Origin of the sequence: Hymenobacter aranciens, assembly GCF_030580865.1 — a bacterium.
Taxonomy (GTDB): domain Bacteria; phylum Bacteroidota; class Bacteroidia; order Cytophagales; family Hymenobacteraceae; genus Hymenobacter; species Hymenobacter aranciens.
Map to the genome: position 1 here is coordinate 34179 of NZ_JAUQSY010000009.1, position 23650 is coordinate 57828.

Below are 23650 nucleotides of genomic sequence, written 5' to 3' on the forward strand. Positions count from 1 at the left end.
GTTGCTACCGTTGCGTTTAATAAAAAGAAAATGGGGGCTACTGGCCGGCGCCGGGCTGCTGGCCCTCGCGGCCTGCAGCCCCCTGCCCCGGGTGCTGAAGCAGGCCGAAGCCGGCCGCCGCGTGAGCGCCACGCCCACGCCCCTGCTGGCGGTGGGCGAAAGCGTACCCTTCGAGGTGACGGCCCAAACGCCCGCCAAGCACCTGCATAAAAAGGTGGCCTACGAGTTGCTGCTGCGCTACCGCTACGACCACGGCTTGCGCGAAGACACCCTGGGCCGCCTTAGCTTCGTGCCGGGCGAGTTCGTGTACGCCGATTCCAGCAAGGGGCAGGTGCTGGTGGCGCACAAAAGCTTCAGCTTCGCCAACACCCCGGCCCGCGGCGCCGGCGAGCTGCTGGCCCGCCCGCAGGTGCGCGAACTCAAGCGCAACGGCCGCGTGCTGCAAGCGCCAGCCGACGTGCTGGTGGCCCGCGGCGTGGCCGACCCCGCCCGCCTCGTGACCCGCGAAGACACCACCCTGACGTTGCTGCCCGAGTCGGCCAGCCACCGCACCAGCGGCACGCGGGTGCTGCCGTTTTTCTTCGACGAGGGCACCTGGTACATCCGCAGCGGCCTGGGCACCAACATTGCCGCGCTCGAAGACCTCATCGACGCCAACCAGCGCACCCGCAAGGTGCTGATTGTGGCCGGCCACTCGCCCGACTCGGCCGACCTGGCCCTGCCCTCGCTGGCCAGCAAGCGAGTGCTGTCGCTGCTACATCATTATAAGGAACGGGTGCGCATGTTCTCCTACCTTAATAAGGTCGATAAAATTACCTTCGACACCCTGGCTTACCGGCGGCGCTGGGATATTTTCCTGAGCAAGGTGATGACCTCGGCCCTCAAGCCCGAGCAGATGGACTCGGTGGTGACCATTATCAACGACACCCGGGGCAGCTACGAAGACAAAGAAAAAGCCCTGCACACGCTTTCGTACTTCGATTACATCCACGACTACGTGTACCCCGTGCTACGCTTTGGCACGGTGGCCGTCACCTATACCGCCCCCGACCGCTACGACTCGGAAATATACCTGCTCTCGAAAAAGATTGTCGAAAAGCAGCTCGAGGCCGACGCCCTCACGCCCGAGGAGCTGCGCTACTCGGCCACCCTCACGCCGCTGCTGGCCGAAAAGCAGCGCATCTACGAAGCTGCCATTGCTGAATCGGGCAACTGGGAGGCCTTTCACAACCTGGGCGTGGTACTGCTGCAGCGCGGTGAAAAAGAGTCCAGCCCCTCGGTGCGCCGCGCCTACCTGCGCCGCGCCGGGGTCAACTTTACCCTGGCCGCCCACCGCCACCCCACGGCCGAGGAATTCTACTACGCGGCCACTGCCTACCACCGCGCCGGCGACCGGCTCGAAGCCCTGCAGGGCTACGACTACGCCATCAAGCTGGGCGGCTCGCGCCCGCTGCTGCGCAAGGTTTTTTCGGATAAAGCGGCCCTGGAAATCGAAGCCGGCCAGCCCGACGACGCCCTGCGCAGCCTGCACTACGCCGGCCTCTCCTACCAGAACTACCTGAATACCGCCCTCATCTACGTGCTCAAGGGCGGCTACGACGCGGCCGCCGACGCCTACAAAGCCGCCCAGCAGCTGCGCCCTACGGCCGCCGCGCCCATCTACGGCCAGGCCGTGGTGGCCGCCCGCCAAAAGAACGAAGCCGCGCTCGGCGACTTACTGCGCCAAGCCGTGGCCCTCGACCGCAGCTACGCCCAGCGCGCCGTAGAGGATTTGGAGTTTCAGGACTACGCGCAGAGCAAGACGTTCCGAGAGGCGCTGAAGTAGCGCGGACTTTGTAGTCCGCGAGTCAGAACGTTTGTACTCGCGGACTACAAAGTCCGCGCTACTTCCAACCGCTCCGGACGCTGTCCAAACGAACCAACTCGCTGTTTTTCCTCACCGGACGCTGTTTCACCCGCGCCGGACGGTGTTTTCCAGCTTCGGAACGCTGTTTTTGTCCACCGGACGCTGTTTTCAATTTCCGGACGTCATTTTCCCGCCACCGGACGCCGTTTTTTTCCACCGGACAAAAATTCCGCCCACCGGACGCTGTTTTTCTCACCGGACGCTCACCCCGCACTCCGGATGCTGTTTTCCCGCGCCGGACGCCAAACCGCCATTTGCCCACGGCGCGGCGCTGGTGTAACTTTGGGGCGCGGCCGGAGGCGTGTGTGCCCCGGCATTCTTTTACACTAGTTAGCATTGATGCGTACCATCCAATTCCGCGAAGCCTTGCGTGAGGCCATGAGCGAAGAAATGCGCCGCGACCCCAAGGTATTCCTGATGGGCGAAGAAGTGGCCCAATACAACGGCGCTTACAAGGTGAGTCAGGGCATGCTCGACGAGTTCGGCGCCGACCGCGTGATTGACACGCCCATCGCCGAGCTGGGCTTTGCCGGCATCGGCGTGGGCGCGGCCATGAACGAGCTGCGGCCCATCATCGAGTTCATGACCTTCAACTTCTCGCTGGTCGCCATCGACCAGGTTATCAACTCGGCCGCCAAGGTGTATTCGATGTCGGGCGGGCAGTACTCCTGCCCCATCGTGTTCCGCGGCCCGACGGGTAATGCCGGCATGCTCTCCTCGCAGCACTCCCAAAACTTCGAGAACTGGTACGCCAACACCCCCGGCCTGAAAGTAGTAGTACCCTCGAACCCCTACGACGCCAAGGGCCTGCTCAAAGCCGCCATCCGCGACCCCGACCCCGTGATTTTCATGGAATCGGAGCTCATGTACGGCGACAAGGGCGAAGTGCCCGAAGAAGAATACATCCTCGAAATCGGCAAGGCCAACCTCGTGCGCGAGGGCAAGGACGTGACCATCGTGAGCTTCGGCAAGATGATGAAAGTGGCCATCGCGGCCGCCGACGAGCTGGCCAAAGACGGCGTGCAGGCCGAAATCATCGACCTGCGCTCGGTTCGCCCCATCGACTACGACGCCATCATCAACTCCATCAAGAAAACCAACCGCCTCGTGGTGGTGGAGGAAGCCTGGCCCCTGGCCAGCATCTCGGGCGAAATTGCCTACATGGTGCAGCGCCGCGCCTTCGACCACCTCGACGCGCCCGTCATCCGCATCACCTGCGCCGACGTGCCCCTGCCCTACGCCCCCACCCTCATCGAAGCCTCGCTGCCCAACGTGGCCCGCGTGGTGAAAGCGGTGAAGGAAGTGACCTACGCCAAGGCGTAAGTTTTTCGCTGAGCGTTACAAGAACGAGTGGTAGTACGAATTCCCCGCAGGGGTTCGTACTACCACTTTGTCGTTAAAGCCGCTTGTTCAGCGTCAGAGTGGTAGTACGAACCCCTGCGGGGAATTCGTACTACCACTCGTTCTAATCAATTCGCGCCCGGCGCGGTTGTACAGGTCTTCCATTCTGACCTTACTTCCATGCCTGCCACCTCCCCCGTCACCTTCTCCGTCCTCGACCTCGCCCCCATCGCCGCCGGCACCACCCCCGCCGATACCTTCCGCAAAAGCCTCGACCTCGCCCAACACGTTGAAAAATTAGGCTATACCCGCTACTGGCTGTCCGAGCACCACAACATGGTGAGCGTGGCCAGCGCCGCCCCGGTGGTGCTCATCGGCTACATCGCGGGCGGCACCAGCACCTTGCGGGTAGGCTCGGGCGGCATCATGCTGCCCAACCACGCCCCGCTGGTGGTGGCCGAGCAGCTGGGCACGCTGGCCTCGCTCTACCCCGGCCGCATCGACCTGGGCCTGGGCCGCGCCCCCGGCACCGACCAGGCCACGGCCGCCGCCATCCGCGGCGGGCGCTTCGGCAATCCGCACGATTTTCCGCGCGATATCCAGCAGCTGCAAGCCTACTTTTCCAGCGACAACAGCTCCAGCATCGTGCGCGCCATCCCCGGCGAGGGCCTGGAGGTACCCATCTGGATACTCGGCTCCAGTACCGACAGCGCCCACCTGGCCGCCTCGCTGGGTTTGCCCTACGCCTTTGCCAGCCACTTCGCGCCCGGCCAGCTGCTGCCCGCGCTCGACATCTACCGCCGCAATTTCCGCCCCTCCGCTACCCTGGCCGAGCCCTACGTGCTGGCCTGCGTGAACGTGGTGGGCGCCGACACCGACGCCCAGGCCGAGCACCTCTCGACCTCGCTCAAACAGTTCATGCTGGGCGTGGTGAAGGGCAAGCCCGCCCCCCTGCCCCCGCCCGTGGACAGCATGGACGGCCTCTGGGACTATGCCCAGCAGCAGTACGTGGAGCAGATGCTGGCCTACTCCTTCATCGGCGGCCCGGCTACGCTGGCTCACGAGCTGCAGCAGTTCCTGGAGCTCACGCAGGCCGATGAGCTGATGGCCGTGACCAACGTTTTCAGCCACGAGGCGCGGGTGCACTCGTATGAGGTGCTGGCCGAAGTACTGCGCGGCCTGCCCAAGCCGGTGGAACAGCTGGCCGTTTAAGCAACAGCAACTCTTTTTCTCATGCCCGACAGCAACAAAACGATTCTGCAAAAAGCCAATGGCGCCATTACGGCGGGCGACCACGAAGGCTTCTTAATGCACTGCACTGATGACACGGAATGGACCTTTGTGGGCGAGCAAACGCTGCGGGGCAAAGCGGCCGTGCGCCAGTGGATGGCCACGGCCTATAAAACGCCGCCCGTTTTTCAGGTCCGGCACCTCATTGCTGAGGCTGATTTCGTGACGGCCCTTGGCACCATTACGCTGCCGGAAGAAGGCGGCGGGACCACTGATTTTGAGTATTGTGACGTCTGGCGTTTTCGCGCCGGTAAAATGGCCGCGCTGACGGCTTTTGTCATCAAACCCTTAGCAGCCGTTTAAATGAGCATGATTGGCAACCTGCTCCGCGTGACCGACGCGGAGCTGCAAACCTACCTGGCGGACAGCGCCCAGCTGGAAACCCGCCTTTACCAGGACTCCGGCACCGACCGGGCGCTGACCGATATCGACAAAACCTGGGACGGCATCATTTTCCTGCTGACCGGCGATGCCCTGAGCCAGGGAGGGCACCAGCACCCGCTGGCCCGCGTGCTGTTCAGCGGGCAGCTCATCGATGCGGAGCAGGACCTGGGCTATGGCCCGGCGCACTTCCTGCGGCCCGAGGAGGTGGCCGAGCTGCAGCCGCAGCTGGCGGCGCTCACGGTGGCCAGGCTGAAGCAACGCTTCGACCCGGCGAAGATGACGGAGCTGGACGTTTACCCGGGCATCTGGGACGAGGGCGACGAGGCGTTTGAGTACGTAATGGGCGGCTTTGAGACGGTGCAGGAGCACTACGCCGAGGCCGCGCAGCGGGGCGAGGGCATGATTACGTTTTTGAGTTAAGCAACAAATCACGCCACAGCTGTTCGGCGTACTAACTCAAACTAGCGGCGTAGCCGCGAAGCGGCGCCACGTTGGTAGTTTGAGTTAGTACTCCGGCACCGCGGTGCCGGGTGGCAGCAGCTGCCCCGCCGTGGCGGCCGAGAGTTGCCAGCACGCTCCCAGCCACCCCAGCAACAGCAGGGCCGCCACCAGCCGCCCCAGCCACTGGCGGGGCAACGCCCCTGGCCCGGCCAGCCCCGCCACGCCCAGCAGCAGCAGCAGATGCAGCGGCAGCAGGAAGCGGCATTCCACGGCCGTAGGCAGCGTCAGCAGCACCGGCAGCAGCAGTGCCAGCAGCCCGGCCGCCGGGGCCGCGAGGGTGGGCCGGGGCCGCCGGCGGAGCGCCCGCCCGCCCGCCGCCAGCAGCAGCGCCGCGCCGCCGCCTAGTAGCATATAATTCAGCAGGCGCAGAGCTTCCTGACCGTTCGGGTACAGCTGGCGCGGGTAGGGCGTCGGAAACCACAGGTCGAGGCCGTTGAACAAGTGGCGCAGGCTGCGCCCGACCACGGCCAGCGGCTGCTGGCTGGCAAAGGCCATAAACTGCCCGTAGCTGCTGATGGGCGGCGCCGCGGCCAGCGCCCGCGCCCCGGCCGAATCAGCAAAAATGAGCGTGCGGGGGTAGGCCGGAATCAAGCTGGTTTCGAAGCGCTGGATGCTGGTGCCCCACAGCAGCTGGCGCAGGTAGAGCGGGCGGGCGGCGGGGCCGGGGGCGGCCAGCACCAGTGGCGTGGGCCGGCCGAAGTGGTGCTGGTTTATCAAAAACTGGGGGGTGAGCACCAGCGCCGCGCCCATCAGTAGGGCGGCCAGTTGCCCGGCGCGGGGCTGCTGCAGGGCCAGCAAAAGCAGCACGCCCGGCAGCGCCGCCAGGTAGATGGGCCGCAGATTGATAGCCCCGGCCAGGCACACACCCGCCGCCAGCGCCCAGCCCCAGCCCGCCCGGCGCAAGGCCGCCAGCCCCAGCAGCAGCAGTGTGAGGGCCGGCACGTCGCTGAGCGGGAAGTTGAAGTAGTCGCGCCAAAAAATAAACGTGCCCCCCAGCAGCAGCAGCCAGCGTGGCTGCGAGAGGCGCCGGCCGCTCAGCCATTGCCAGGTTTCGGGCAGAGCCAGGCCGAAGAGCAGCGCCGCCCAGCCCGCGCCCAGCACCCGCGCGCCGTAGAGCGCCGGCCAGTGCAGCAGGTGGGTGAGCAGCCGCCCCGGCTGCAACAGCAGTGGGCCGAGGTAGCCGCGCAGGGGCTCGTCGTAATTAAGCAGCGAAAAGTGGCCGTCGCGGAAGAATTTCAGGCCCAATTCCCAGTATTGGCCGGCGTCGAAGCGCAGGTCGGCGGGCTGGTAGCCGCTGAGGGGCAGGTACGCGGCGTAAAGCAGCAACGAGAGCAGCAGCCGCCCGAGCAGCCAACGGTGCCGGCGCCCGTAGCGGCGTAGTATTTCCCGAACGGTGACCTGCTGCATGGCTTTTTGCGTACCTTTTGCCCAAAGCTACACTTCGCACCCCACCCGCCCATGAACCACCGCCTGCACCTGAGCTTCGAGCAGCTCGACCGCGCTACTGCCCGCCTGCTAGCCTCGGTAGAGGCCCTGGGGGCCGAGGCCGACCGCCAACCCAGCCCCGGCCAGTGGTCGGCGGCACAGGTGGTGCACCATCTACTGCTGGTGGAGGGCAACATTGTAACCTACATCGAGAAGAAGCTGGCGGCCGACGAGGCCCTGCCGAAAATGGACTTACTCACCCGCCTGAAATCGCGCTTCGTGCGCCTGATGCTGCGGCTGCCGGGCCTCAAATACAAGGCCCCGCGCGGCGTGGGCACCCTCACCGACGCCGGCAACCTGCCGCCCCTGCCCGAGCTGCGCGCCACCTGGGAAGCCACGCGCCGCCAGCTCGAACGCCTGCTCAATGCCTTCCCAGGCAAGCTGCTCAACCGGGCAGTTTTCCCGCAGCCCCGGGCGGGGCGCATTACTATTTACCAGGTGATGGGACTGCTGCTCGACCATGTACTGCACCACCAGCAGCAGGTGGGACGCATCACGAGGGCCCTGCGGCCGGGCACGATGGCGGCGTAGCAGAACAGTGTAAACAGAACGAAGAAAAAAGACCGTCATCCTGAGCGCAGCGAAAGGACCTCGCCCGCTTCGTTGTGGTAGTAATTTCTTTTCGTTTGGACGATTAAAGTTACTACTCCAACAAAGCGGACGAGGTCCTTTCGCTGCGCTCAGGATAACGTGCTATTTGCCCTCCGGTGCCACGTACGGCTCCAGCCCGCGCATCATCTCCGTCAATTCGGCCGGGGGCACGGTGAGCTTGCGGCGGTCGAGGTCGAGCCAGGCGCCATCGACGGTGACGGTGGCGGCCAGGCGGCCGTCTTCCTTGTAGATGCCGTGCACGATGCTCCAGCGCGAGCCGTCGGCGTTGAGCTGGGCCAGGCGGGCGTCTACTTTGATTTCCTCACCCAGGTGCAATTCTTTCAGAAAGCGGGTTTCTTCGCGAAACAGGATGGGACCGAGGCGCAGCTCGGCGAAGCGGCGCAAATCGAAGCCGGCGGCGGCCAGGAAAGTGATGCGGGCATCGGCGGCAAAGTCGGTATAGGCCGAGTGGCGCATGTGGCCGTTGGGGTCCATTTCGGCCCAGCGGGTGCGGTAGGTGACGGCGGTTTGGCTTGATTGGGACATGTAGAACAAAAAAAAGGATATCATCCTGAGCGCAGCGAAAGGACCTCGCCCGCACCGGTAGAATGGTAACCTTACAGGGATATAAACGATTGGGATTACTGCTACTATCGGCACGGGCGAGGTCCTTTCGCTGCGCTTTCAGGATGACGTTTTTCTTTTCTCAACCGCCCGCCGGCATCAGCCGCACCAGGTACTGCTCCTGCTCATCCTCACCCAGAAACTCAGCCGTGTACCCGGCGGCCTCCGCCGCATCGGCCAGCAGCGCGGCATCGATAAACAGCCAGGGGAAGGGTTCGCCGGTGCGGCCGTCGTAGCTGAAACGGTACTCCACCTCGCCGTAGTAGGGCCCGTTGAGGTTGATGAGCAGGGCGCCGTCCTCGTCTTCGTAGAGGTAGCGGATGTCGGAGGACGTGGCCAGAATCTGGCCGTCGGGGGCCAGCAGGGTGCGGGCGTGGGCCAGCATTTTATCCAAGCCTTCGAGGGTGCCGGCCAGACCCAGGCCATTCATGAGTAGCAGGATGGTATCGTAGGGCGGCTCGGTGGCGGGGCGCGGGTCCATCAGGCGGTGCTGAGCGGCGTGCTGCACGCCGCGCTCGCTCATCACCTGCACGGCCCCAGCCGAAATATCCACCGCCTTCACCATGAAGCCCCGGCTTTGCAGCTCCAGCGCGTGGGCCCCGGCCCCGGCCCCGATGTCGAGCACGCGACCGCGGCACTCGTCGAGAGCCTGGCGCTCAAGCTCGGGCATCTGCAGGAGGGTGCGGAAAAGGTAGCTGGCGGGCAGGGGCTCGTCCTCGGCGGCGCTGCAGTGCACGGTGAGGGTGGCCTCGGCGCGGCCGTGGTGGTAGTCGAGCAGGGCCTGGCCGAGGATGTCGGGCGCGGTGGTGGGCATGGGCGGGGAGCTAATGGAAGGCGAAAATTACCCATAACTTACCGCCCGGCGCCTGCGTTAGTTTGGCCCGATGCCTACCTCCCCACGCAAAGGCCAGCTGCCCACCAAAATCTGTCGCACCTGCGGGCGCCCTTTCGAGTGGCGCAAGAAGTGGCGCGACTGCTGGAACGACGTCAAATACTGTAGCGAAAAATGCCGGCGTAATAAGCCCGGTGAGGCTGAGCAGTAGCGCGAACTCCAAAGTTCGCGCTACATAAACCGACCGGCCCCGGCGCATCCCCCGCCCCATTTTCCTCGTTAAGCAATTACCCTAATTTCCTTTTTTCGCTCATGGCCTCCAACCTCGATTACCTCTCGCCCAGCCTTCAGCCCCTTGAAGAAAAAGCTCAGGCTTACGTAGATGCCGAAGCCGCTCTGCGCCTGGCCGAAATTAACCTGCACAACGAGCCCGCCCGCCAAAACCAAGAGGCCCAAGCCGCCACACAGTTTGAACAGCGCCCGCCCGCCGGCAGCTTCGACCAGCCACACGACGAGCTCATCCAACGCCTGCAAAACGCCCGCGACGAACTTCACGCCCTGCACACCGAGCTACTGGCCCTGCTCCCCGCCCGCGACGAGTGGGTGAAAATCAACCTCGGCTACGGCCCCAGCCGCATCGGCGCCTGGCACGTACCCGCCACCGCCGATACCGCCGAACACTACCAAGTGCGGGTGGTGCATTAAGTCAATGAGCAATTGACAATGACTGTCAAGAACATCATTACTAATTGCTCATTATCAATTGCTCATTGCAATCAGTGTCCCGAGTCCCAGTCGTAGCCGCGCTCGGCCCAGAAGTCCTTGGGGCGCTCGGTCGTGAAAGCAATGCTACCCAGTCGCTTAAGATGCTTGATACCGTACTTGAGCGGCGTAACTAGCCGCAATGGCGCGCCGTGGGCAGGCGTCAGCCGGCGTCCATTCATTTCGTAGCAGAGCAGGGTTTGGGGGTGCAGGGCGCTTTTCAGGTCAAGGCCCACGTAATATTTCTCGTTGGGGGTCTGCAATAACAGATAAGGCACGGCGGCTGGCAGCTGGTAATGGCTGAGAAAATCGGCCATTCGGGCACCCGCCCAATGCACGATGACGCTCCAGCCCTCGATGCACTTGAGTTCGGTCACCATTTCAATTTTGGGCAGGGCCTGCACGTCGGCCAGCGTAAACTCCCGCGCTTGCCCATCAATGCTTTGCACGCGCAGGCGCCAGGCGGCCGGGTCCAGTTCATCCTCCAGGCCATACTTGCCGTTGACGCGGGGCGTAGTGGCCCGGCTGCGGGCAAACTCCGGTGCCAGCCGCGTTTCTTTAAAATACGCGCCGCTGACGTTCTCATTGAATTCCAGCACCCGGCGCAACGGTCCGGGAATGCCGCCCTCCTGCGGGCGCGATACCAGCCAGCCCCAGCCACCCAGGCCCGCCAGCCCGGCCAGGCCCCAGCCGATGAAGGCCCGGCGCGAGCGGCGGACGGCCTCGGCCTCGGTAGCGGCATCAGAAGCGGCAGGCCTTTGGGGCGTTTCCTCGTTTTCCATCATTGTTTTACTTAGCCTTTGAAGCTGGCTCGGCAGTATCTACTACCTCGAATCCAGCTACCATACTCCGAAAATTATTCCAGCCTGCCCGCACCACCTGCGCCACATGTACCACGAAAAACAGTACGTACCCGAGAGTGAGCACGAAGTGGATAATTCGCGCCGACTCGTAACCGCCCAGCAGCGTGGTCAGCCAGGCCAGCTGCGTGGGTTTGTAGATGGCCAGGCCCGTCAATAGCGAGCCCAGGCCCATGACGATGACGGCCGAGTAAGCAATCTGCTGGGCGCCGTTGTACTTGCGCGCCGACGGCGCTGCTTTGCGCAGGCCCAGGTCGTGCAGCGTCACCTGCACCGCTTCGCGCCACGAGTGGCGGGTGGGCAGCAGGTAGCGCCACTCGCCCGAAAAAGCGGTGTAGAGCACATACAGCAAGCCGTTTACGAAAAACACCCACATGAGCACGAAGTGCCAGGCCATGCCCTTGGCCAGCTTAAAGGGAATGTCGAAGGCCTCGTAGAACGACTTGGGAAAGAACTTGAGCACCGTGGTATCGCCCCAGCCGAGGCGGTACACGTCATTGGCCCAGTAAATCCATAAGCCGCTCCAAATCATGAGGCTGAGAACTGGAAAATTTATCCAATGAAACCAACGGATGGCCAGCGGATGCTTCTCGACAAGTCTTTTCATACCGAAAATTAGTGAGGCAGCAAGGTACGTAAACCCGCCCGGCCCGTATTTGATTCGTGCCATCGGTTTTCTTCCTCCCTCCCACTGTGCCTGTTTCGCACACCTTCGTGGCCCTGCATTACTGGGCCGGCTCAGGCTGCGCCTTCGACCGGCTGCGCGCCGCCCTGCCCGCACATACCCAGCTGCTGGCACCCGATTTGCCCGGTTTCGGTACCCAATCCGCGCCGCCGGATTTCGACTACTCCGTGGCCGCGTATGCTGACTGGGTAGCGGCCTACATTCAACGCAACAGCCTGACCAGCTACACACTGCTGGGCCACAGCATGGGCGGCAAAATCGCACTGGCCCTGGCGGCCCGGCAGCCAGCCGGTCTGCGCAGCCTGTTGTTGCTGTCCCCCTCCCCACCCACGCCCGAGCCTATGTCGGCCGCCGACCGGGCGGCCGCGCGGGCCGCTTACGGAAAGCCCGAAGAAGCTGCCAAAACCTTTACCAGCATCACCAATCTGCCTCTGCCCGAAATCCTCCGCGGACAGGTCATTGCCGACAACCTCCGCAGCTCGCAAACGGCCTGGAATGCCTGGCTCGACCACGGCTCCCGCGAAAACAGCAGTGCCCTTATGCCTAAGCTCGACGTGCCCTGCCAGCTGCTGGTGGGCGAGCACGACCGCGCCATCAGCCCGGCCACGCAGCGGCAGGCCACGCTGCCGCTACTACCACCCGGTACGATGCTGCAGCTGGTGCCCGGCGCGGGGCACTTATTGCCGCTCGAAGCGCCGCTCGCGGTGGTAGCGGCATTAGGCTGGGCGTGGCCATCATAGGCTAATTTTGCGAGCTTATGAGCGAACACGCTTCCCTTACCTGTGCTCTGTTGTTTCTGGCGCTGGGCATGGCCTACAGCTGGCGGGCGGGCAAACTCACCGCCCCAGCCGCCGCCGTGGGCGGCTTGCTGGGAATGAGCATCTTCTCAGGCGCAGGCCTGCCGGGGCTGGGGCTACTGGCCTTGTTTTTTGGCCTGGGCTCGGCCGCTTCCAGCTGGCGGGTGGCCGACAAGCGCCGCCTGGGTTTGGCCGAAGAAAACCGGGGCCGCCGCCGCACCAGCCAGGTACTGGCCAATGCCGGCGTGGCGGCCGGGCTGGGCCTGCTGGCCTGGCACTGGCCCGCCCACGCGCCGCTGGCCCGCCTCATGCTGGCCGGCAGCCTGGCCGCCGCCACTGCCGATACGCTGTCGTCGGAGCTGGGCAACGTATATGGCCGCCGCTACTATAACATCCTCACCTTCCGCCCCGACCAGCGCGGCCTCAACGGCGTGGTGAGCTTGGAAGGCACCCTGCTGGGGCTGGCGGGCAGTGCCGGGCTGGCAGCGTTTTATTGCCTGACTTTTGGGGGCGGCGTGGCCGCCTTTGGTTGGCTGCTACTGGCTGGCACCATCGGCAACCTGACCGATTCGGTGCTGGGGGCCACGCTGGAGCGGCGGGGCTATCTGGGCAATGACGCGGTGAACTCACTTAACACCCTCATGGGCGCGCTGGTAGCGGCGCTGGGCTGGGCCAGCGCGTAACAGGCTGTTTACGCCGCCAGTGCCAGTGTGCGGGCCTCGCCCCGCGCCGCATGATGCGCCAGCTGCCGCTGCAACTGCTGCCGCGCCTTCGAAAACTGCGACTTCGATGTGCCCTCCGAAATACCCAGCAGCTCGCCGATTTCGACGTGCGTGTAGCCCTCTATTGCATAGAGGTTGAACACGGTGCGGTAGCCAGTGGGCAGGTTTTGCACCAGCCGCAGCAGGTCGGCGGCGGCGAGGTCGGTTTCGGCGTGGGCGGCCACGGGGGCCAGGTAGGCGCTGGCAGTTTCCAACTCCAGGTGAGCGGGCTGCTTGGCGCGCAGGTAGCTCAGGGCCGTGTTCACCATAATGCGGCGCACCCAGGCGGCCAAGCAGCCCTCGTGGCGGTACTGCTCCAGAGCCCGGAACACTTTCACGAAGCCCAGCATCAGTACTTCCTCGGCGTCTTCCTGGTGGCGCAGGTAGCGCAAACATACGGCCATCATCTTGGCAGACAGTTGGTCGTAGAGCACGCGCTGGGCGCGGGGGCTGCCCTGGCGGCAGGCGGCTACCAGCTCGGCTTCGGAAAATTGGGCGGTGGTGGCGGTGAGAGCTTTCATGTTTTTACAGAAAAAGGTGAGCGATTTCGCAGAAAAAGGTGGTCGGCGGGCAACCTTCGGGCCGAAGGCGGGCGTCAAAAGTGTGGGGTGATTTGATGATGCAAAATTGGGGGCGAATAGTACCATCGCGCCTCACCGGAAGCCAGTATTTGCGCCTACTGGAAAACCAGTAGTTTTTCGGACAGTGACGTTGAGCCGTCCCGGCAGGGCATAAAAAAAGCCCTTGCGATGCAAGGGCTTTCAGTCAATCATCAGCTTAATTATCTACACCTTATCCAGCAATCCGCGCTGCGCTTTCGGCAGCGAGGCCACGATGAGGTCGTAGGAGTCGCGGGTCCACTGCCGGAGCTGATTGTCGGTAGCGCCGGTGCCAATAAGCACCGTGTTCCAGTGCTTCTTATTCATGTGATAGCCGGGGCACACGTAGTCGTAGGTTTCGCGTAGCTCCACGGCGCGCTCGGGGTCGCACTTCAGGTTGATACTGGCGAAGGTATTGAGGTCGGTGAGGGCAAATATCTTACCCCCGGCCTTGAATACCAGCGTGTCGGGCCCGAACGGCGTCTCGACCGTCGTGCCCGGCAAGGCCAGGCAGAAGTCGTGAAAATCCTCAATGTTCATCGGCCAGCCGGCTTAGAGCACGTAGCGAAACAGCATCACCAGCAGGCACACCAGGAACATGGCCATGCTCAGCTTATTGATGAAGTGCATGGTTTTGAGGTTGAAATTAGTTTTGCGGTTCGGGTCGTGCTTGCGAAAGAAGTAGCCGAAGGCGGGGCCGAAATCGAAGAGGTTTTTACCGTTCATGGCGCGGGCGGGTTTGTAAGTACGCGAAGATAACACCGGTACCGGCAGAAAGATTGAGCCCTGGCGCGAGTTCAGGCGCAGCCGTAACTCGTGCCACACATTCGGGTGAGGCTGTGCCTCGCGTCAGAACGACCAAACGGCGCGGTACGGGGGAGGCTCAGCCCCCATGATAGTCGGCACGAGTTACGGCTACGCCTAAACTCGCGCCAGCTCTAGCCAGTTCTACCTTACCGCCACCGGCTTAGCTGCCAACTGCTTCTGCTCCGCATACTTCACGTTGTCATAATAATACCGGTCAATCAGCTTCTGGTACGGGTCCACGCCCGCCTTCGCGGGCTTCTCATTCACCACAAAATGCAGCGTCGTTTCGGGCTGCGTGAGCTTGATTTTGCGCAGCACCAGCGGCTTGCCGCGCACATCCCAGGCCTCGGCCTGCTCCTGGTCGGGGCCGAAAACGCCGACTTCCAGGTAGTCGGCCAGCGGCACCGTGGTTTCGTTGCCGAGGCTGTCGGCCCGCACCTTCTCGGCTTTGATGGTGAGGGATACGTCGTAGCGTCCGTCGGGGCGCGGGGTGTAGCTGGCCGTTTTCAACTCGTTCTTGTAGAGCGTGATGGTTTCGAACATATCGCGCAGCAGGTACTGCAGCGAGTCGGGCGTAGCCTGGCGGATGTAGCTCATCAGGTCGGCCGTGTTGGGGTATGGGCGGTGCTGGTAGCGGCTTTTGTTCAGGAAAGCTTTCAGGGCGCCATTTAGCTTATCCTCACCGATGTAATCCTGCAGCGCGTAGAAAACCATGCCGCCCTTATAGTAGTGAATGTAAGGCTGATGCTCCACCAGCATCAGCGGGCGCTCCTTCTGGCGCTCCTGGCGGCGGCCGCGCAGGTAGCGGTCCAGCTCGCGGCGCATAAATTGCTGCATGTGCGCGGGAGTAAACTCATGCTTGGCCGTCATGATGGCCGAATATTCGGCCAGCGACTCGACCAACATGCCGGCGCCCTGTACGTTGGCACTCACCACCTGATGGCCCCACCACTGGTGGCCCAGCTCGTGATTGGTGATGAAAAAGGTGAGGTCGGGCTTGGTCTTGTCGCGCAGGTCGTCGATAAAGCCGGCGCTTTCCGCAAACGGCACCGTGTTGGGAAAGCTCTGGGCGAAGGACTTGTAGCGCGGGAATTCCAGGATGCGAATCTGCCGGTACTGGTACGGGCCAAAGGCCTGGGTGTAGTAGGCCAGGCCTTTACGCAGGGCCTCGGCCATGCGGCGCACATTGTAGTTGTGTTTGGGGTCGTGGTAGATTTCGATGGCCACGGGTGGCCCGCCCGCCGGGTTTTGCCAGCTTTCGCGGTGTACCTGGTAGCGGGCCGAGAGCACGCTCACCATCGGCATCATGGGCTGGTCCATGCGGTAGCGGAAGTAGCGGCGGCCGTGCTCAGTCCACTCTTTTTCGAGGTAGCCGGGCGTAATGGCCACCTGGTCGGGGTCGGTGCTGACGGTGGCTTGGTAGCGCACGTAGTCGCCGTCGGGGCTGAAATCGGCCTGCATCCGGCCGCGGGGTTCGTTCAAAGAGAGTACGCGGGCTTTTGGTTTCAGGCCATTGCGCTGGCGCGCCTCGTCATCTTCCAGCTCGGTGGCGGGCAGGTAGCCCACGTGCAGGCCGGGGTCGTTGAGGAAGCTGCCATTGGCCGTGAGCCGGTCTTCGGGCGAGATGGTGGCCCAGTCGAATACGCCGGTGCCCTTCAGCCGCGAGGTGAAGCCACGGGCGCGGTAGTCCATATCGAACTGCAGGGTGAGCGAGTCGCCGGCGGCCAGGGGCTGGCGCAGGCGGTAGAGGCGCACGCCGGCGTCCGGGTCGTCGCGGAGTACTTGCGCCGGGCGGTCCAGCACCAGCTTATTGCTGATGCTGCGGCTGTTGTCATAGTAAATCAGCAGCGTATCGATGGCCTGGCTTTCCTTATTGCGCAGCGTGTAGGTGCCGCGCATCCGGTAGCCGCGGGGGCTGGCCGTGGGGTATAAATCGGCCACCAAGTCAATGGCCGTGATTTTGGGCTGGGGCAGGTTTTCGTAGCGTTTGTAGCGGCGCTCGGCCTCGGCCTGCCGGGCTTCCAGGGTTTTGGGCGTCAGGTATTCGTTGAGGATGTTGGCGTTGTAAAACACCCAGCCGCCCGCTCCCAGCATCAGCAGCGCCGAGGCCAGCAGCGCCGGCCGCACGCCCGGGGTGCGCAGTCGTTGCCCGGCCAAGTGCAAACGAGTGCGCAGACCAGTTTCGGTGCCGCGCACCCACAGCAGGCCCGTGAGCAGCACCAGCAGCAGCGCCCCGGCCAGGTAGTAGCCGTTAATGGCCAGCAGCGGGGCCACCAGGTGGCCGTAGCCGTTCATGTCGGAGTAGGTGTAGGGCACGGCGGCCCCGAATTTCAGCAGCGCGTGGTGCAGTCCCAGCACATCGGCCAGCAGGAAGACCACGCCGTAATACACCATCATCAGGGCGTGGCCGACGTACTTGTTATTCACCACCGTTTGCACGGCCAGCGCGATGGCACACAGCACGGTCAGGTTGACGAACTGCAGCGCAAAATCCTTGACATACAGCAGCGGCTCCACCAGCGCCGAGGCCCGGTAGAGCTGAATGGCCACTCCCACCCCATCCATCACCAGCGTGAGCAGGGCCAGCACGCCCATCAGCGCCAGCAGCTTGCTCAGGAAGGGCAGCCAGGTCGAAAACGGTAGTGCGTCGAACACGAGCTGCAGGTGCGTGTCCCGCTCGCGCCACACCAGCTCGCCGGCGTAAATAGTGATGATAATGAGCGCGAAGAGCGTGTAATTGTCGTTTACCAGCTTCAGGATAAGATAGGTCACGGGCATCTGAATACCGCGCGGGTCCTGGTAGGTATAATAGGCATTGAAGAGCACGAATATGATGCCCAGCAGCGCCAGCACGCGGAAAGGCCAGGCCCGCACTACGTTCATAAACTGCACTTTCACCAGCTGCCACAGCTGCCAGCGCCCCAGCCCAGCCCCAAACTCCTGGGGCGAGCGGCGCAGGCCACCAGTCGTTGGCGTCACGGTTTCGGCTTCGGACTGTGGCTTTCTGGCTCGGGTGCGCGGCTGGCCCAGCCGGAAAAACGCCCAGCCAAGGGCCAGAATCGACAGGCCCACGCCCGCCCACAGCAGCCGGTTTTGAATCAATTCGCCACCAAAAAAATTAACCAGCCGCGTGTTGCGCTCGGCAATGGTCCAGTAGTTGGCATCGATATTCTTGGCCGCCAGCCCGAAGGGGTCGGTCAGGCAAAACAGGTGGTCGCTGCTGATACTCTCGGTGAAGATGCGCGACACCTGGTAGAGCACAAATAGCACGATGCCGCCCAAATACACCACCAGCGGCGAGCGAAACAGCAGGTAGGCCGCAAAAAACACGCAGCCCGCAAACAGGGCATTCACCCAGGCCGCGCCCACCAGCGGCCCCAGCAAAGCCAGCGGCATAATGGGTCCCAGCTTGCTGGCCTCCACCCAGGGCGCGAGCATGCCCAGCAAAGCGCCCACCGAAATACCACTGTAAATAAACCAGATGGCCAGCAGCGAGCCCAAAAACCGCCCCGCCAGATAGGCTGGCTTGGTGATGGGCGTGGTGTATACCAGCCCGGTCATGCCGTCCTTATCGTCGCGGTAAATGGGCGTACCCAGCACCGCCGCCGTCACGAACATGCCCAGAATGGAGGCCATGAAAAACAGCTGTGCCAGCGCATCGGGCGAGTTGACGTGCACCTTGGGGCTGCCGTTGAAGCCGAAATCGTCCACGGTTTGCGAGAGAAACGCAAACAGCACGAACACCCCGAAAAACAGGTAGGTACTGGGCTGCGTGAAGCGGTAGCGCAGCTCGAAGCGGAAGATGTGGAGGAACATAGTAGTATCATACTGAGCGCAGTAAAGCATCCTATCATGCCCGCGCTGCTGGAATAAGTAGTGCTGACGAAAGCAGCCGTGATAGGATGCTTCCTTCGTCAGCATGACACGCTTATCCTACCCGTTCCTTCCTGGCGAGACGATGAAAATACACGTCTTCCAGGGTTGCCTCGGCGGGCTGAAAGCCGTCATTCAAAGCCGTTTCGCTGAACACCCGCACTACGGGCTGCCCGGCCACCAGCTTCGAGGAGATGACCTCGTGCTGCGCCCGCAGCTGGGCCAGGGCGGCCTTCTCGGTTTTGGTGCGGTACACCTTGCCGCGGATTTCGCCAATCACGTCGGTGGGCGAGCCGGTGGCCACCACTTCGCCCTGCGCGATGATGGCCATGTGGGGGCAGAGCTCGGTGACGTCTTCCACGATGTGGGTGCTGAGAATCACCACCACGTTCTCCCCTATCTCGCTGAGCAGGTCGAGGAAACGGTTGCGCTCGGTGGGGTCGAGGCCGGCGGTGGGCTCGTCCACGATGATGAGCTGCGGCGCGCCCAGCAGCGCCACCGCGATGCCGAAGCGCTGCCGCATGCCGCCCGAGTAGCCGCCCAAGGCCTTCTTGCGGGCCGCCCAGAGGTTGGTTTGCTGGAGCAGGCTCTCGACGGCCAGCTTGCGCTCCCTGGCGTCGCGGATGCCCTTGAGGCCGGCGAAATAATCGAGCAGCACCTCGGCCGAGATGCCGGGGTAGAGCCCAAACTCCTGGGGCAGGTAGCCCAGCACCTGCCGCACCCGGTCCTTCTCGGTCAGCACATCGATGTCGCCCAGCGTGATGCTGCCGCTGTCGGGCTCCTGCAGGGTAGCAATGGTGCGCATAAGCGAGCTTTTGCCCGCGCCATTGGGCCCGAGCAGGCCAAACATGCCGTTGGGGATGGTGAGCGACACGTCGCGCAGGGCGCGCACGCCGTTGGCGTAGGTTTTGGAGAGGTTGCGGATGCGAAGTTCCATGCTGCGAGGCCGTTGGTTTACCGGGCCAAAGGTGCAGGGTTCTGCGTAATACGGGGTTCGTTTTCCGCGCTTTCTTCTTCGTTTTTGTGCCGGATTACGCTAAAACTGCGACTGGCGCGAGTTTAACGCAGCGTAACTCGTGCCAACCGTTACGGGAGGCTGGGCCTCCCCCATTCGCGCAGCCAGCACGTTCCGTTGCGAGGCGCAGCCTCACCCGAATGCCCGGCACGAGTTACGCTGCGCTAAACTCGCGCCAGTTCTGCCATCTCCCTCCTTACAACACCGCCCGCCGACAGCGAATTGAGCGGCCAGCGTGGGGGTGAAAGTGGTAGTGTGCATACGGCGCAAAGCTACAAGCCTTACTTTTGGCTGAACTCAACACCCGGCTTTATGGAACCCAAACGCTACCCCCGGCAGCTATCCCGTGGTGCCAACAACGCCGTCATCGCCATTTCCGAAACCGAAGTGGGCAAGCTGTTCAGCGAAGACACCCGTTCCGACATCGGTTCGGAGGCCGAAAAGATGCGCTTCGCCAACGACGTCAACGGCTTGGTAGTAAAATTTATCCGTCTGGAAAATAACGCCGCCCTCACCGCCGACATGCTGGTGATGGAGCGCGTGTACCCGCTTGATTTTCGAGCCTACGAGGTGGAGATGCGCGAACTATGGCTAGACGTTTTCACCGATGAGCTGCGAGCGCTACACGCCGCCGGCTTTGTGCATCGCGACATCCAGCGCCCTTCCAACCTGCCCGGCGAGCGGTTCGACAACATTCTGCTCACCGCTCAGGGCTTGCGGCTGATTGACGTGGGCATCTCCGTGTTGCAGCGGCAGGTGGGCGAGTCGTTTTTCCGGGCCTACGTGCAGCGGGAGCTGGAGGAATTAGATTTATTCCGGCAGTTTTTCCTAACGCGGTGATTTCAATCTCCGAAGGCCATCAGACCTACTCCAGTTGCTTCTGCTCTTGCCAATAAGCCGTTGAGTATTGAGTCAGACCGGAATGGGCAGTTAATTAACAGTGCCAGCTTGTTACTAACCTGTTTGCTTGACCACCGAAACTTGCCGTAGTAGTCAGCATGAGTTTCAATTAGGCCAACCCGTTGAGCCAACTCAAACTCCTCCTCTTCTATACCGCCTGCATAGACAACTTGCTTGAGGCTACCAGTAAATGGCTGCTCGTCAGCAATAAGATAAAAGTTCAGCATCGCACTACCCCGCCACCGGCTCCACTTCCTTCTCCACCCACTTGCCATCCTCGCGCATGAGCTCAATCAGGTCATCCACGGCGCGCTCTTCGGGCACCGATTTCTTGATAACCTCCTGGCCGCGGTAGAGGGCGATTTTGCCCTTGCCCACGCCCACGTAGCCGTAGTCGGCGTCGGCCATTTCGCCGGGGCCGTTCACGATGCAGCCCATGATGCCGATTTTCACCCCCTTGAGGTGGTCGGTGCGCTTGCGAATCATAGCAGTGGTTTCCTGCAAGTCGAACAGCGTGCGGCCGCAGCTGGGGCAGCTGATGTACTCGGTTTTGCTCATGCGGGTGCGCGCCGCCTGCAGGATGCCGAAGCTGAGCTGGTTGAGCCCGTCGATGGTTGTCAGCCAGTCCGCTTTCGGACGCTCGGGCAGCAGCTCGGTGCTCAGCACCACGCCGTCGCCGAGGCCGTCGAGCAGCAGGCCGCCCACGTCGGTGGCGGCGTAGAGCTGGGTTTCTTCGGGCGTGAGGGCCGGGTACTGGCGGTTGATGATGACCGGGTTATTCACCTCCGCACCCAGCAACTCAAAAAATGCCCGGCGGATTTCCGGCATGGCGTGGGCGTTGCTGGTGTGCAGAATGATAACGGCCGTAGCATCATCACGTAGCTGCGCTAGCGCCGCGGGCGTGAGCGTCGCCAGCTCCTGAAACACAAAGTTCAGCGCCGGGTGGCGCGGGCCGGCAGCGGCGTACTCGGCCGGCGTGAGTACCGGAAAATGCTCGGCCCGCTGGCCGCCGTCGAGCCAGGCGCTGTAGTCCACCATTTCCTTCAGGCCATTAGGCAGCATAAAGGGTGCGGGCGTCTGGCCGGTGTAGATGTAGTCGGCCCCCAGGTCCGACATCTGAAACTTGTCCAGAAACGACGAATAGAGGTGCCCGGCGGCACGCAAATCAGCATATTCCAGTGCCGCCACCCGCGACAAATCGGTGATGACCCGCGGTACGTTCAGCCCCCCGAAGTTGGCCACCTCGCGGGCGGCCCGGCGGTGGTACTGGAAGGGATTTATTGGGTTTTCAGAGTTACTAGCTAAAATAGGCCGGGCTTCTTCGGCGCGATTAGTATAGCGGTAAATCAATGCTTTAGCCACCGGCGCCTCGGCCTCCGGCGCCTCCGTCAAACTCACGCGCACGGTGTCGCCCAGCCCGTCTTCGAGCAGCGTGCCGATGCCCACGGCGCTCTTGATGCGGCCGTCCTCGGCTTCGCCGGCTTCGGTCACGCCGAGGTGCAGCGGGTAGGGCTGCAGGCCTTCCTCGTCGAGCTTCTGCACCAGCAGGCGGTAGGCCTGCACCATCACCTGGGTGTTGCTGGCTTTCATGCTCAGCACCACATCGTAGTAGTTTTCCTCCTCGCACAGGCGCAGGAACTCCAGCGCCGACTCCACCATACCCAGCGGCGTGTCACCGTAGCGGCTCAGAATCCGGTCGCTCAGCGAGCCGTGATTGGTGCCGATGCGCATAGCAGTACCGTACTCCTTGCAAATCTTCACCAGCGGCCGAAACCGCTCGCGGATACGCTCGACCTCAGCCGCGTAGCTGGCGTCGGTGTATTCGATTTCCTCGAACTTCTTCTTATCGGCGTAGTTGCCGGGGTTCACGCGCACTTTCTCCACGATGCGGGCGGCCAGCTCGGCCGCGTTGGGCGTGAAGTGAATATCGGCGATGAGCGGCACGTTGCAGCCGCGGGCCCGAAGCTGCTTTTTAATTTCCAGCAGGTTCTGGGCTTCCTTCACGCTGGGCGCGGTGATGCGAACGTACTCGCAACCAGCTTCTACCATGCGCAGCGTCTGCTCCACTGAGCCGAGGGTGTCCATCGTGTCCACGGTGGTCATGCTTTGCACCCGGATGGGAAAATCACCGCCCAGCGGCACCCCACCGATGTTCACCACGCGCGCCACGCGGCGCTTGTACTCGGTCAGGCTGGGGCAATAGGTCTTGTTCATAGACTGAAAACTCGGCAGAAATGGCGAAAGTTGCGCCGGAGCACAAAGGTAAAGCGGTTCGGGGGCTTGGCTTTGCGGCCCCGCAACTTCTGCGGGCTTGGATTGTCTATTTCACATCGTGCTGTAAGAACTGTCATGCTGACGAAGGAAGCATCTTATCAGGGCTGAACGAAATCGTTGTGGCGTGAGCGGATGCTTCCTTCGTCAGCATGACAGTTCTACTACTACCTTTCTATGAACTACCTCAATTTATTACCGCTCCTGCTCCTCACCTCCCCCAGCTTCGCCCAGCAGGTGCGCGTCATCAAATTTCCAGAGTTGCAGCAGCGCCTCGCCCGCGCCACCGACACTACCTACGTCGTGAATTTCTGGGCCACCTGGTGCGGGCCCTGCGTGAAATAACTGCCTGATTTCGAACAGCTCAACACCACCTACGCCACCAAGAAAGTTAAAGTACTGCTCGTGAGTCTGGATTATGCCTCGCAGCTTTCCAGGAAGGTTCAGCCCTTCGTGAAGCAGCGCCAGCTGAAATCCGAGGTTGTATTATTAAATGAATCCGACCCCAATACCTGGCTCGATAAAGTCGATGCCAAATGGTCGGGCGCCCTGCCGTTCACGCTTATTTTCAACAATAAAACCGGCCAGCGCAGCGCTTTCGAGCAGGAGCTTTCCGCCGCTGAATTAGCCACCGCCCTCCAGAAATTCCCTCTTTAACCCAACTTCTTTATGATGAATAAACTCCTGCCGCTGCTCGCTATCTGCGCCCTGTTATTCAGTAGCTTCACCCTCCGCCCTACTGACGAAGGCTACCAGGTCGGCGACAAAGCCGCCGATTTCAGCCTCCGGAACGTGAACGGCAAAATGGTGTCGCTGGCCGACAACAAAGCCGCCAAAGGCTACATCGTCGTCTTCACCTGCAACACTTGCCCCTATGCCAAGGCCTACGAAAGCCGCATCATTGCCCTGCACAAGAAATACGCGCCCAAAGGCTACCCCGTGGTGGCCATCAACCCCAACGACATAGCCACCGTGCCCGGCGATTCCTACGAAGCCATGCAGGCCCAGGCCAAGAGTAAGAAGTACCCCTTCCCCTACCTGCACGACGAAACCCAGCAGACAGCCCGTACTTTCGGCGCCACCCGCACCCCGCACCTCTACGTGCTCACGCGCCAGGGCAACGACTTCGTAGTGTCCTACATCGGCGCCATCGACGACAACTCGGAAGACGCCAAGCTCGTGAAAACGAAGTACGTGGAGAATGCCATGAGCGAGTTGCTGGCTGGTAAGCCCGCCTCCACGGCTTCGACCAAAGCCATTGGTTGCACTATTAAGTGGAAAAAGGCGTAAGCGCCTGCCTGTCATGCTGAACGCAGTGAAGCATCCTCTCACGTTGGAACGATTGGTTCCGGCGTGAGAAGATGCT

At 62.5% G+C, this 23650-nt stretch carries 26 protein-coding genes; 14 read left to right on the forward strand and 12 right to left on the reverse strand.

Annotation, left to right across the window (positions count from 1 at the left end; translation table 11 throughout):
* The first annotated feature begins 10 nt into the window (after window positions 1-10).
* From Q5H93_RS14250 to Q5H93_RS14270, 5 genes are all read left to right on the forward strand, one after another.
* Window positions 11-1825 carry a tetratricopeptide repeat protein gene (locus tag Q5H93_RS14250; protein WP_305007233.1) on the forward strand — a complete coding sequence of 605 codons (1815 nt, stop codon included), beginning with the start codon at window positions 11-13 and terminating at the stop codon, window positions 1823-1825.
* A gap of 420 nt (window positions 1826-2245) precedes the next feature.
* A complete protein-coding gene (locus Q5H93_RS14255; protein WP_305007234.1) occupies window positions 2246-3229 on the forward strand; it encodes a pyruvate dehydrogenase complex E1 component subunit beta in 984 nt (327 codons plus the stop codon).
* A 198-nt stretch (window positions 3230-3427) separates the two neighbouring features.
* Window positions 3428-4459 (forward strand): LLM class flavin-dependent oxidoreductase, encoded by a 1032-nt coding sequence (locus Q5H93_RS14260; protein WP_305007235.1) that lies wholly within the window; start codon window positions 3428-3430, stop codon window positions 4457-4459.
* Window positions 4460-4480: 21 nt separating this feature from the next.
* Window positions 4481-4840, forward strand: coding sequence for a nuclear transport factor 2 family protein (locus tag Q5H93_RS14265; RefSeq protein WP_305007236.1), 360 nt, complete (start codon window positions 4481-4483; stop codon window positions 4838-4840).
* Entirely contained in the window at window positions 4841-5341 is a 501-nt protein-coding gene (locus Q5H93_RS14270) for a YfbM family protein (protein WP_305007237.1), read from the forward strand. It abuts the gene before it with no gap.
* A gap of 84 nt (window positions 5342-5425) precedes the next feature.
* Here Q5H93_RS14270 and Q5H93_RS14275 read toward each other — a convergent pair whose 3' ends face one another.
* On the reverse strand, window positions 5426-6829 hold the full coding sequence (locus tag Q5H93_RS14275; protein ID WP_305007238.1) for a hypothetical protein: 1404 nt from the start codon (window positions 6827-6829) through the stop codon (window positions 5426-5428).
* A gap of 51 nt (window positions 6830-6880) precedes the next feature.
* Here Q5H93_RS14275 and Q5H93_RS14280 point away from each other — a divergent pair, with 51 nt between their 5' ends.
* Window positions 6881-7438 (forward strand): DinB family protein, encoded by a 558-nt coding sequence (locus tag Q5H93_RS14280; protein ID WP_305007239.1) that lies wholly within the window; start codon window positions 6881-6883, stop codon window positions 7436-7438.
* Between the two features lie 162 nt (window positions 7439-7600).
* Here Q5H93_RS14280 and Q5H93_RS14285 read toward each other — a convergent pair whose 3' ends face one another.
* A complete protein-coding gene (locus tag Q5H93_RS14285; RefSeq protein ID WP_305007240.1) occupies window positions 7601-8044 on the reverse strand; it encodes an acyl-CoA thioesterase in 444 nt (147 codons plus the stop codon).
* A gap of 160 nt (window positions 8045-8204) precedes the next feature.
* The gene (locus tag Q5H93_RS14290; RefSeq protein ID WP_305007241.1) at window positions 8205-8936 is read right to left on the reverse strand and encodes a class I SAM-dependent methyltransferase; all 732 of its coding nucleotides are present in this window, start codon (window positions 8934-8936) and stop codon (window positions 8205-8207) included.
* Window positions 8937-9006: 70 nt separating this feature from the next.
* Here Q5H93_RS14290 and Q5H93_RS14295 point away from each other — a divergent pair, with 70 nt between their 5' ends.
* Both Q5H93_RS14295 and Q5H93_RS14300 read left to right on the forward strand, forming a co-directional pair.
* Entirely contained in the window at window positions 9007-9165 is a 159-nt protein-coding gene (locus tag Q5H93_RS14295) for a DUF2256 domain-containing protein (RefSeq protein ID WP_305007242.1), read from the forward strand.
* 101 nt (window positions 9166-9266) lie between these two features.
* Window positions 9267-9659 (forward strand): hypothetical protein, encoded by a 393-nt coding sequence (locus Q5H93_RS14300; RefSeq protein ID WP_305007243.1) that lies wholly within the window; start codon window positions 9267-9269, stop codon window positions 9657-9659.
* Between the two features lie 71 nt (window positions 9660-9730).
* On the opposite strand, the gene Q5H93_RS14305 is transcribed toward Q5H93_RS14300, so the two are convergent.
* Both Q5H93_RS14305 and Q5H93_RS14310 read right to left on the reverse strand, forming a co-directional pair.
* Complete coding sequence (locus Q5H93_RS14305; protein WP_305007244.1) at window positions 9731-10501, reverse strand: molybdopterin-dependent oxidoreductase; 771 nt, start codon at window positions 10499-10501, stop codon at window positions 9731-9733.
* 4 nt (window positions 10502-10505) lie between these two features.
* The gene (locus Q5H93_RS14310; RefSeq protein ID WP_305007246.1) at window positions 10506-11183 is read right to left on the reverse strand and encodes a cytochrome b/b6 domain-containing protein; all 678 of its coding nucleotides are present in this window, start codon (window positions 11181-11183) and stop codon (window positions 10506-10508) included.
* A gap of 86 nt (window positions 11184-11269) precedes the next feature.
* Here Q5H93_RS14310 and Q5H93_RS14315 point away from each other — a divergent pair, with 86 nt between their 5' ends.
* The gene (locus tag Q5H93_RS14315) at window positions 11270-12001 is read left to right on the forward strand and encodes an alpha/beta fold hydrolase (protein ID WP_305007247.1); all 732 of its coding nucleotides are present in this window, start codon (window positions 11270-11272) and stop codon (window positions 11999-12001) included.
* Between the two features lie 17 nt (window positions 12002-12018).
* Window positions 12019-12741, forward strand: a complete 723-nt coding sequence (locus Q5H93_RS14320; RefSeq protein ID WP_305007249.1) for a DUF92 domain-containing protein — start codon at window positions 12019-12021, stop codon at window positions 12739-12741.
* Window positions 12742-12749: 8 nt separating this feature from the next.
* Here Q5H93_RS14320 and Q5H93_RS14325 read toward each other — a convergent pair whose 3' ends face one another.
* The 5 genes from Q5H93_RS14325 to Q5H93_RS14345 all read right to left on the reverse strand — a co-directional run bounded on the left by Q5H93_RS14325 (window position 12750) and on the right by Q5H93_RS14345 (window position 19035).
* Complete coding sequence (locus tag Q5H93_RS14325; protein ID WP_305007250.1) at window positions 12750-13340, reverse strand: RNA polymerase sigma factor; 591 nt, start codon at window positions 13338-13340, stop codon at window positions 12750-12752.
* Between the two features lie 264 nt (window positions 13341-13604).
* The gene (locus tag Q5H93_RS14330; protein WP_305007251.1) at window positions 13605-13958 is read right to left on the reverse strand and encodes an MmcQ/YjbR family DNA-binding protein; all 354 of its coding nucleotides are present in this window, start codon (window positions 13956-13958) and stop codon (window positions 13605-13607) included.
* Between the two features lie 12 nt (window positions 13959-13970).
* Window positions 13971-14144: a DUF6728 family protein gene (locus tag Q5H93_RS14335; protein ID WP_305007252.1), complete on the reverse strand. Its 174-nt coding sequence runs from the start codon at window positions 14142-14144 to the stop codon at window positions 13971-13973.
* A 222-nt stretch (window positions 14145-14366) separates the two neighbouring features.
* Window positions 14367-18041, reverse strand: a complete 3675-nt coding sequence (locus tag Q5H93_RS14340) for a M1 family aminopeptidase (RefSeq protein ID WP_305007253.1) — start codon at window positions 18039-18041, stop codon at window positions 14367-14369.
* Between the two features lie 112 nt (window positions 18042-18153).
* Window positions 18154-19035 (reverse strand): ABC transporter ATP-binding protein, encoded by an 882-nt coding sequence (locus Q5H93_RS14345; protein ID WP_305007254.1) that lies wholly within the window; start codon window positions 19033-19035, stop codon window positions 18154-18156.
* Between the two features lie 390 nt (window positions 19036-19425).
* On the opposite strand from Q5H93_RS14345, the gene Q5H93_RS14350 reads away from it, so the two are divergent.
* Window positions 19426-19953, forward strand: coding sequence for a hypothetical protein (locus Q5H93_RS14350; RefSeq protein WP_305007255.1), 528 nt, complete (start codon window positions 19426-19428; stop codon window positions 19951-19953).
* A 2-nt stretch (window positions 19954-19955) separates the two neighbouring features.
* Here the strand turns inward: Q5H93_RS14350 and Q5H93_RS14355 are convergent, their stop codons facing one another.
* Window positions 19956-20240, reverse strand: a complete 285-nt coding sequence (locus tag Q5H93_RS14355) for a hypothetical protein (RefSeq protein ID WP_305007256.1) — start codon at window positions 20238-20240, stop codon at window positions 19956-19958.
* A 4-nt stretch (window positions 20241-20244) separates the two neighbouring features.
* Window positions 20245-22227 (reverse strand): (E)-4-hydroxy-3-methylbut-2-enyl-diphosphate synthase, encoded by a 1983-nt coding sequence (gene ispG / locus Q5H93_RS14360; RefSeq protein ID WP_305007257.1) that lies wholly within the window; start codon window positions 22225-22227, stop codon window positions 20245-20247.
* A 234-nt stretch (window positions 22228-22461) separates the two neighbouring features.
* Between ispG and Q5H93_RS14365 the strand changes: the two genes are divergently transcribed.
* The 3 genes from Q5H93_RS14365 to Q5H93_RS14375 all read left to right on the forward strand — a co-directional run bounded on the left by Q5H93_RS14365 (window position 22462) and on the right by Q5H93_RS14375 (window position 23574).
* On the forward strand, window positions 22462-22629 hold the full coding sequence (locus Q5H93_RS14365; RefSeq protein WP_305007258.1) for a thioredoxin domain-containing protein: 168 nt from the start codon (window positions 22462-22464) through the stop codon (window positions 22627-22629).
* A 108-nt stretch (window positions 22630-22737) separates the two neighbouring features.
* Complete coding sequence (locus Q5H93_RS14370) at window positions 22738-22941, forward strand: hypothetical protein (protein ID WP_305007259.1); 204 nt, start codon at window positions 22738-22740, stop codon at window positions 22939-22941.
* A gap of 12 nt (window positions 22942-22953) precedes the next feature.
* Window positions 22954-23574, forward strand: coding sequence for a thioredoxin family protein (locus Q5H93_RS14375; protein WP_369811025.1), 621 nt, complete (start codon window positions 22954-22956; stop codon window positions 23572-23574).
* Window positions 23575-23650: the final 76 nt, after the last annotated feature.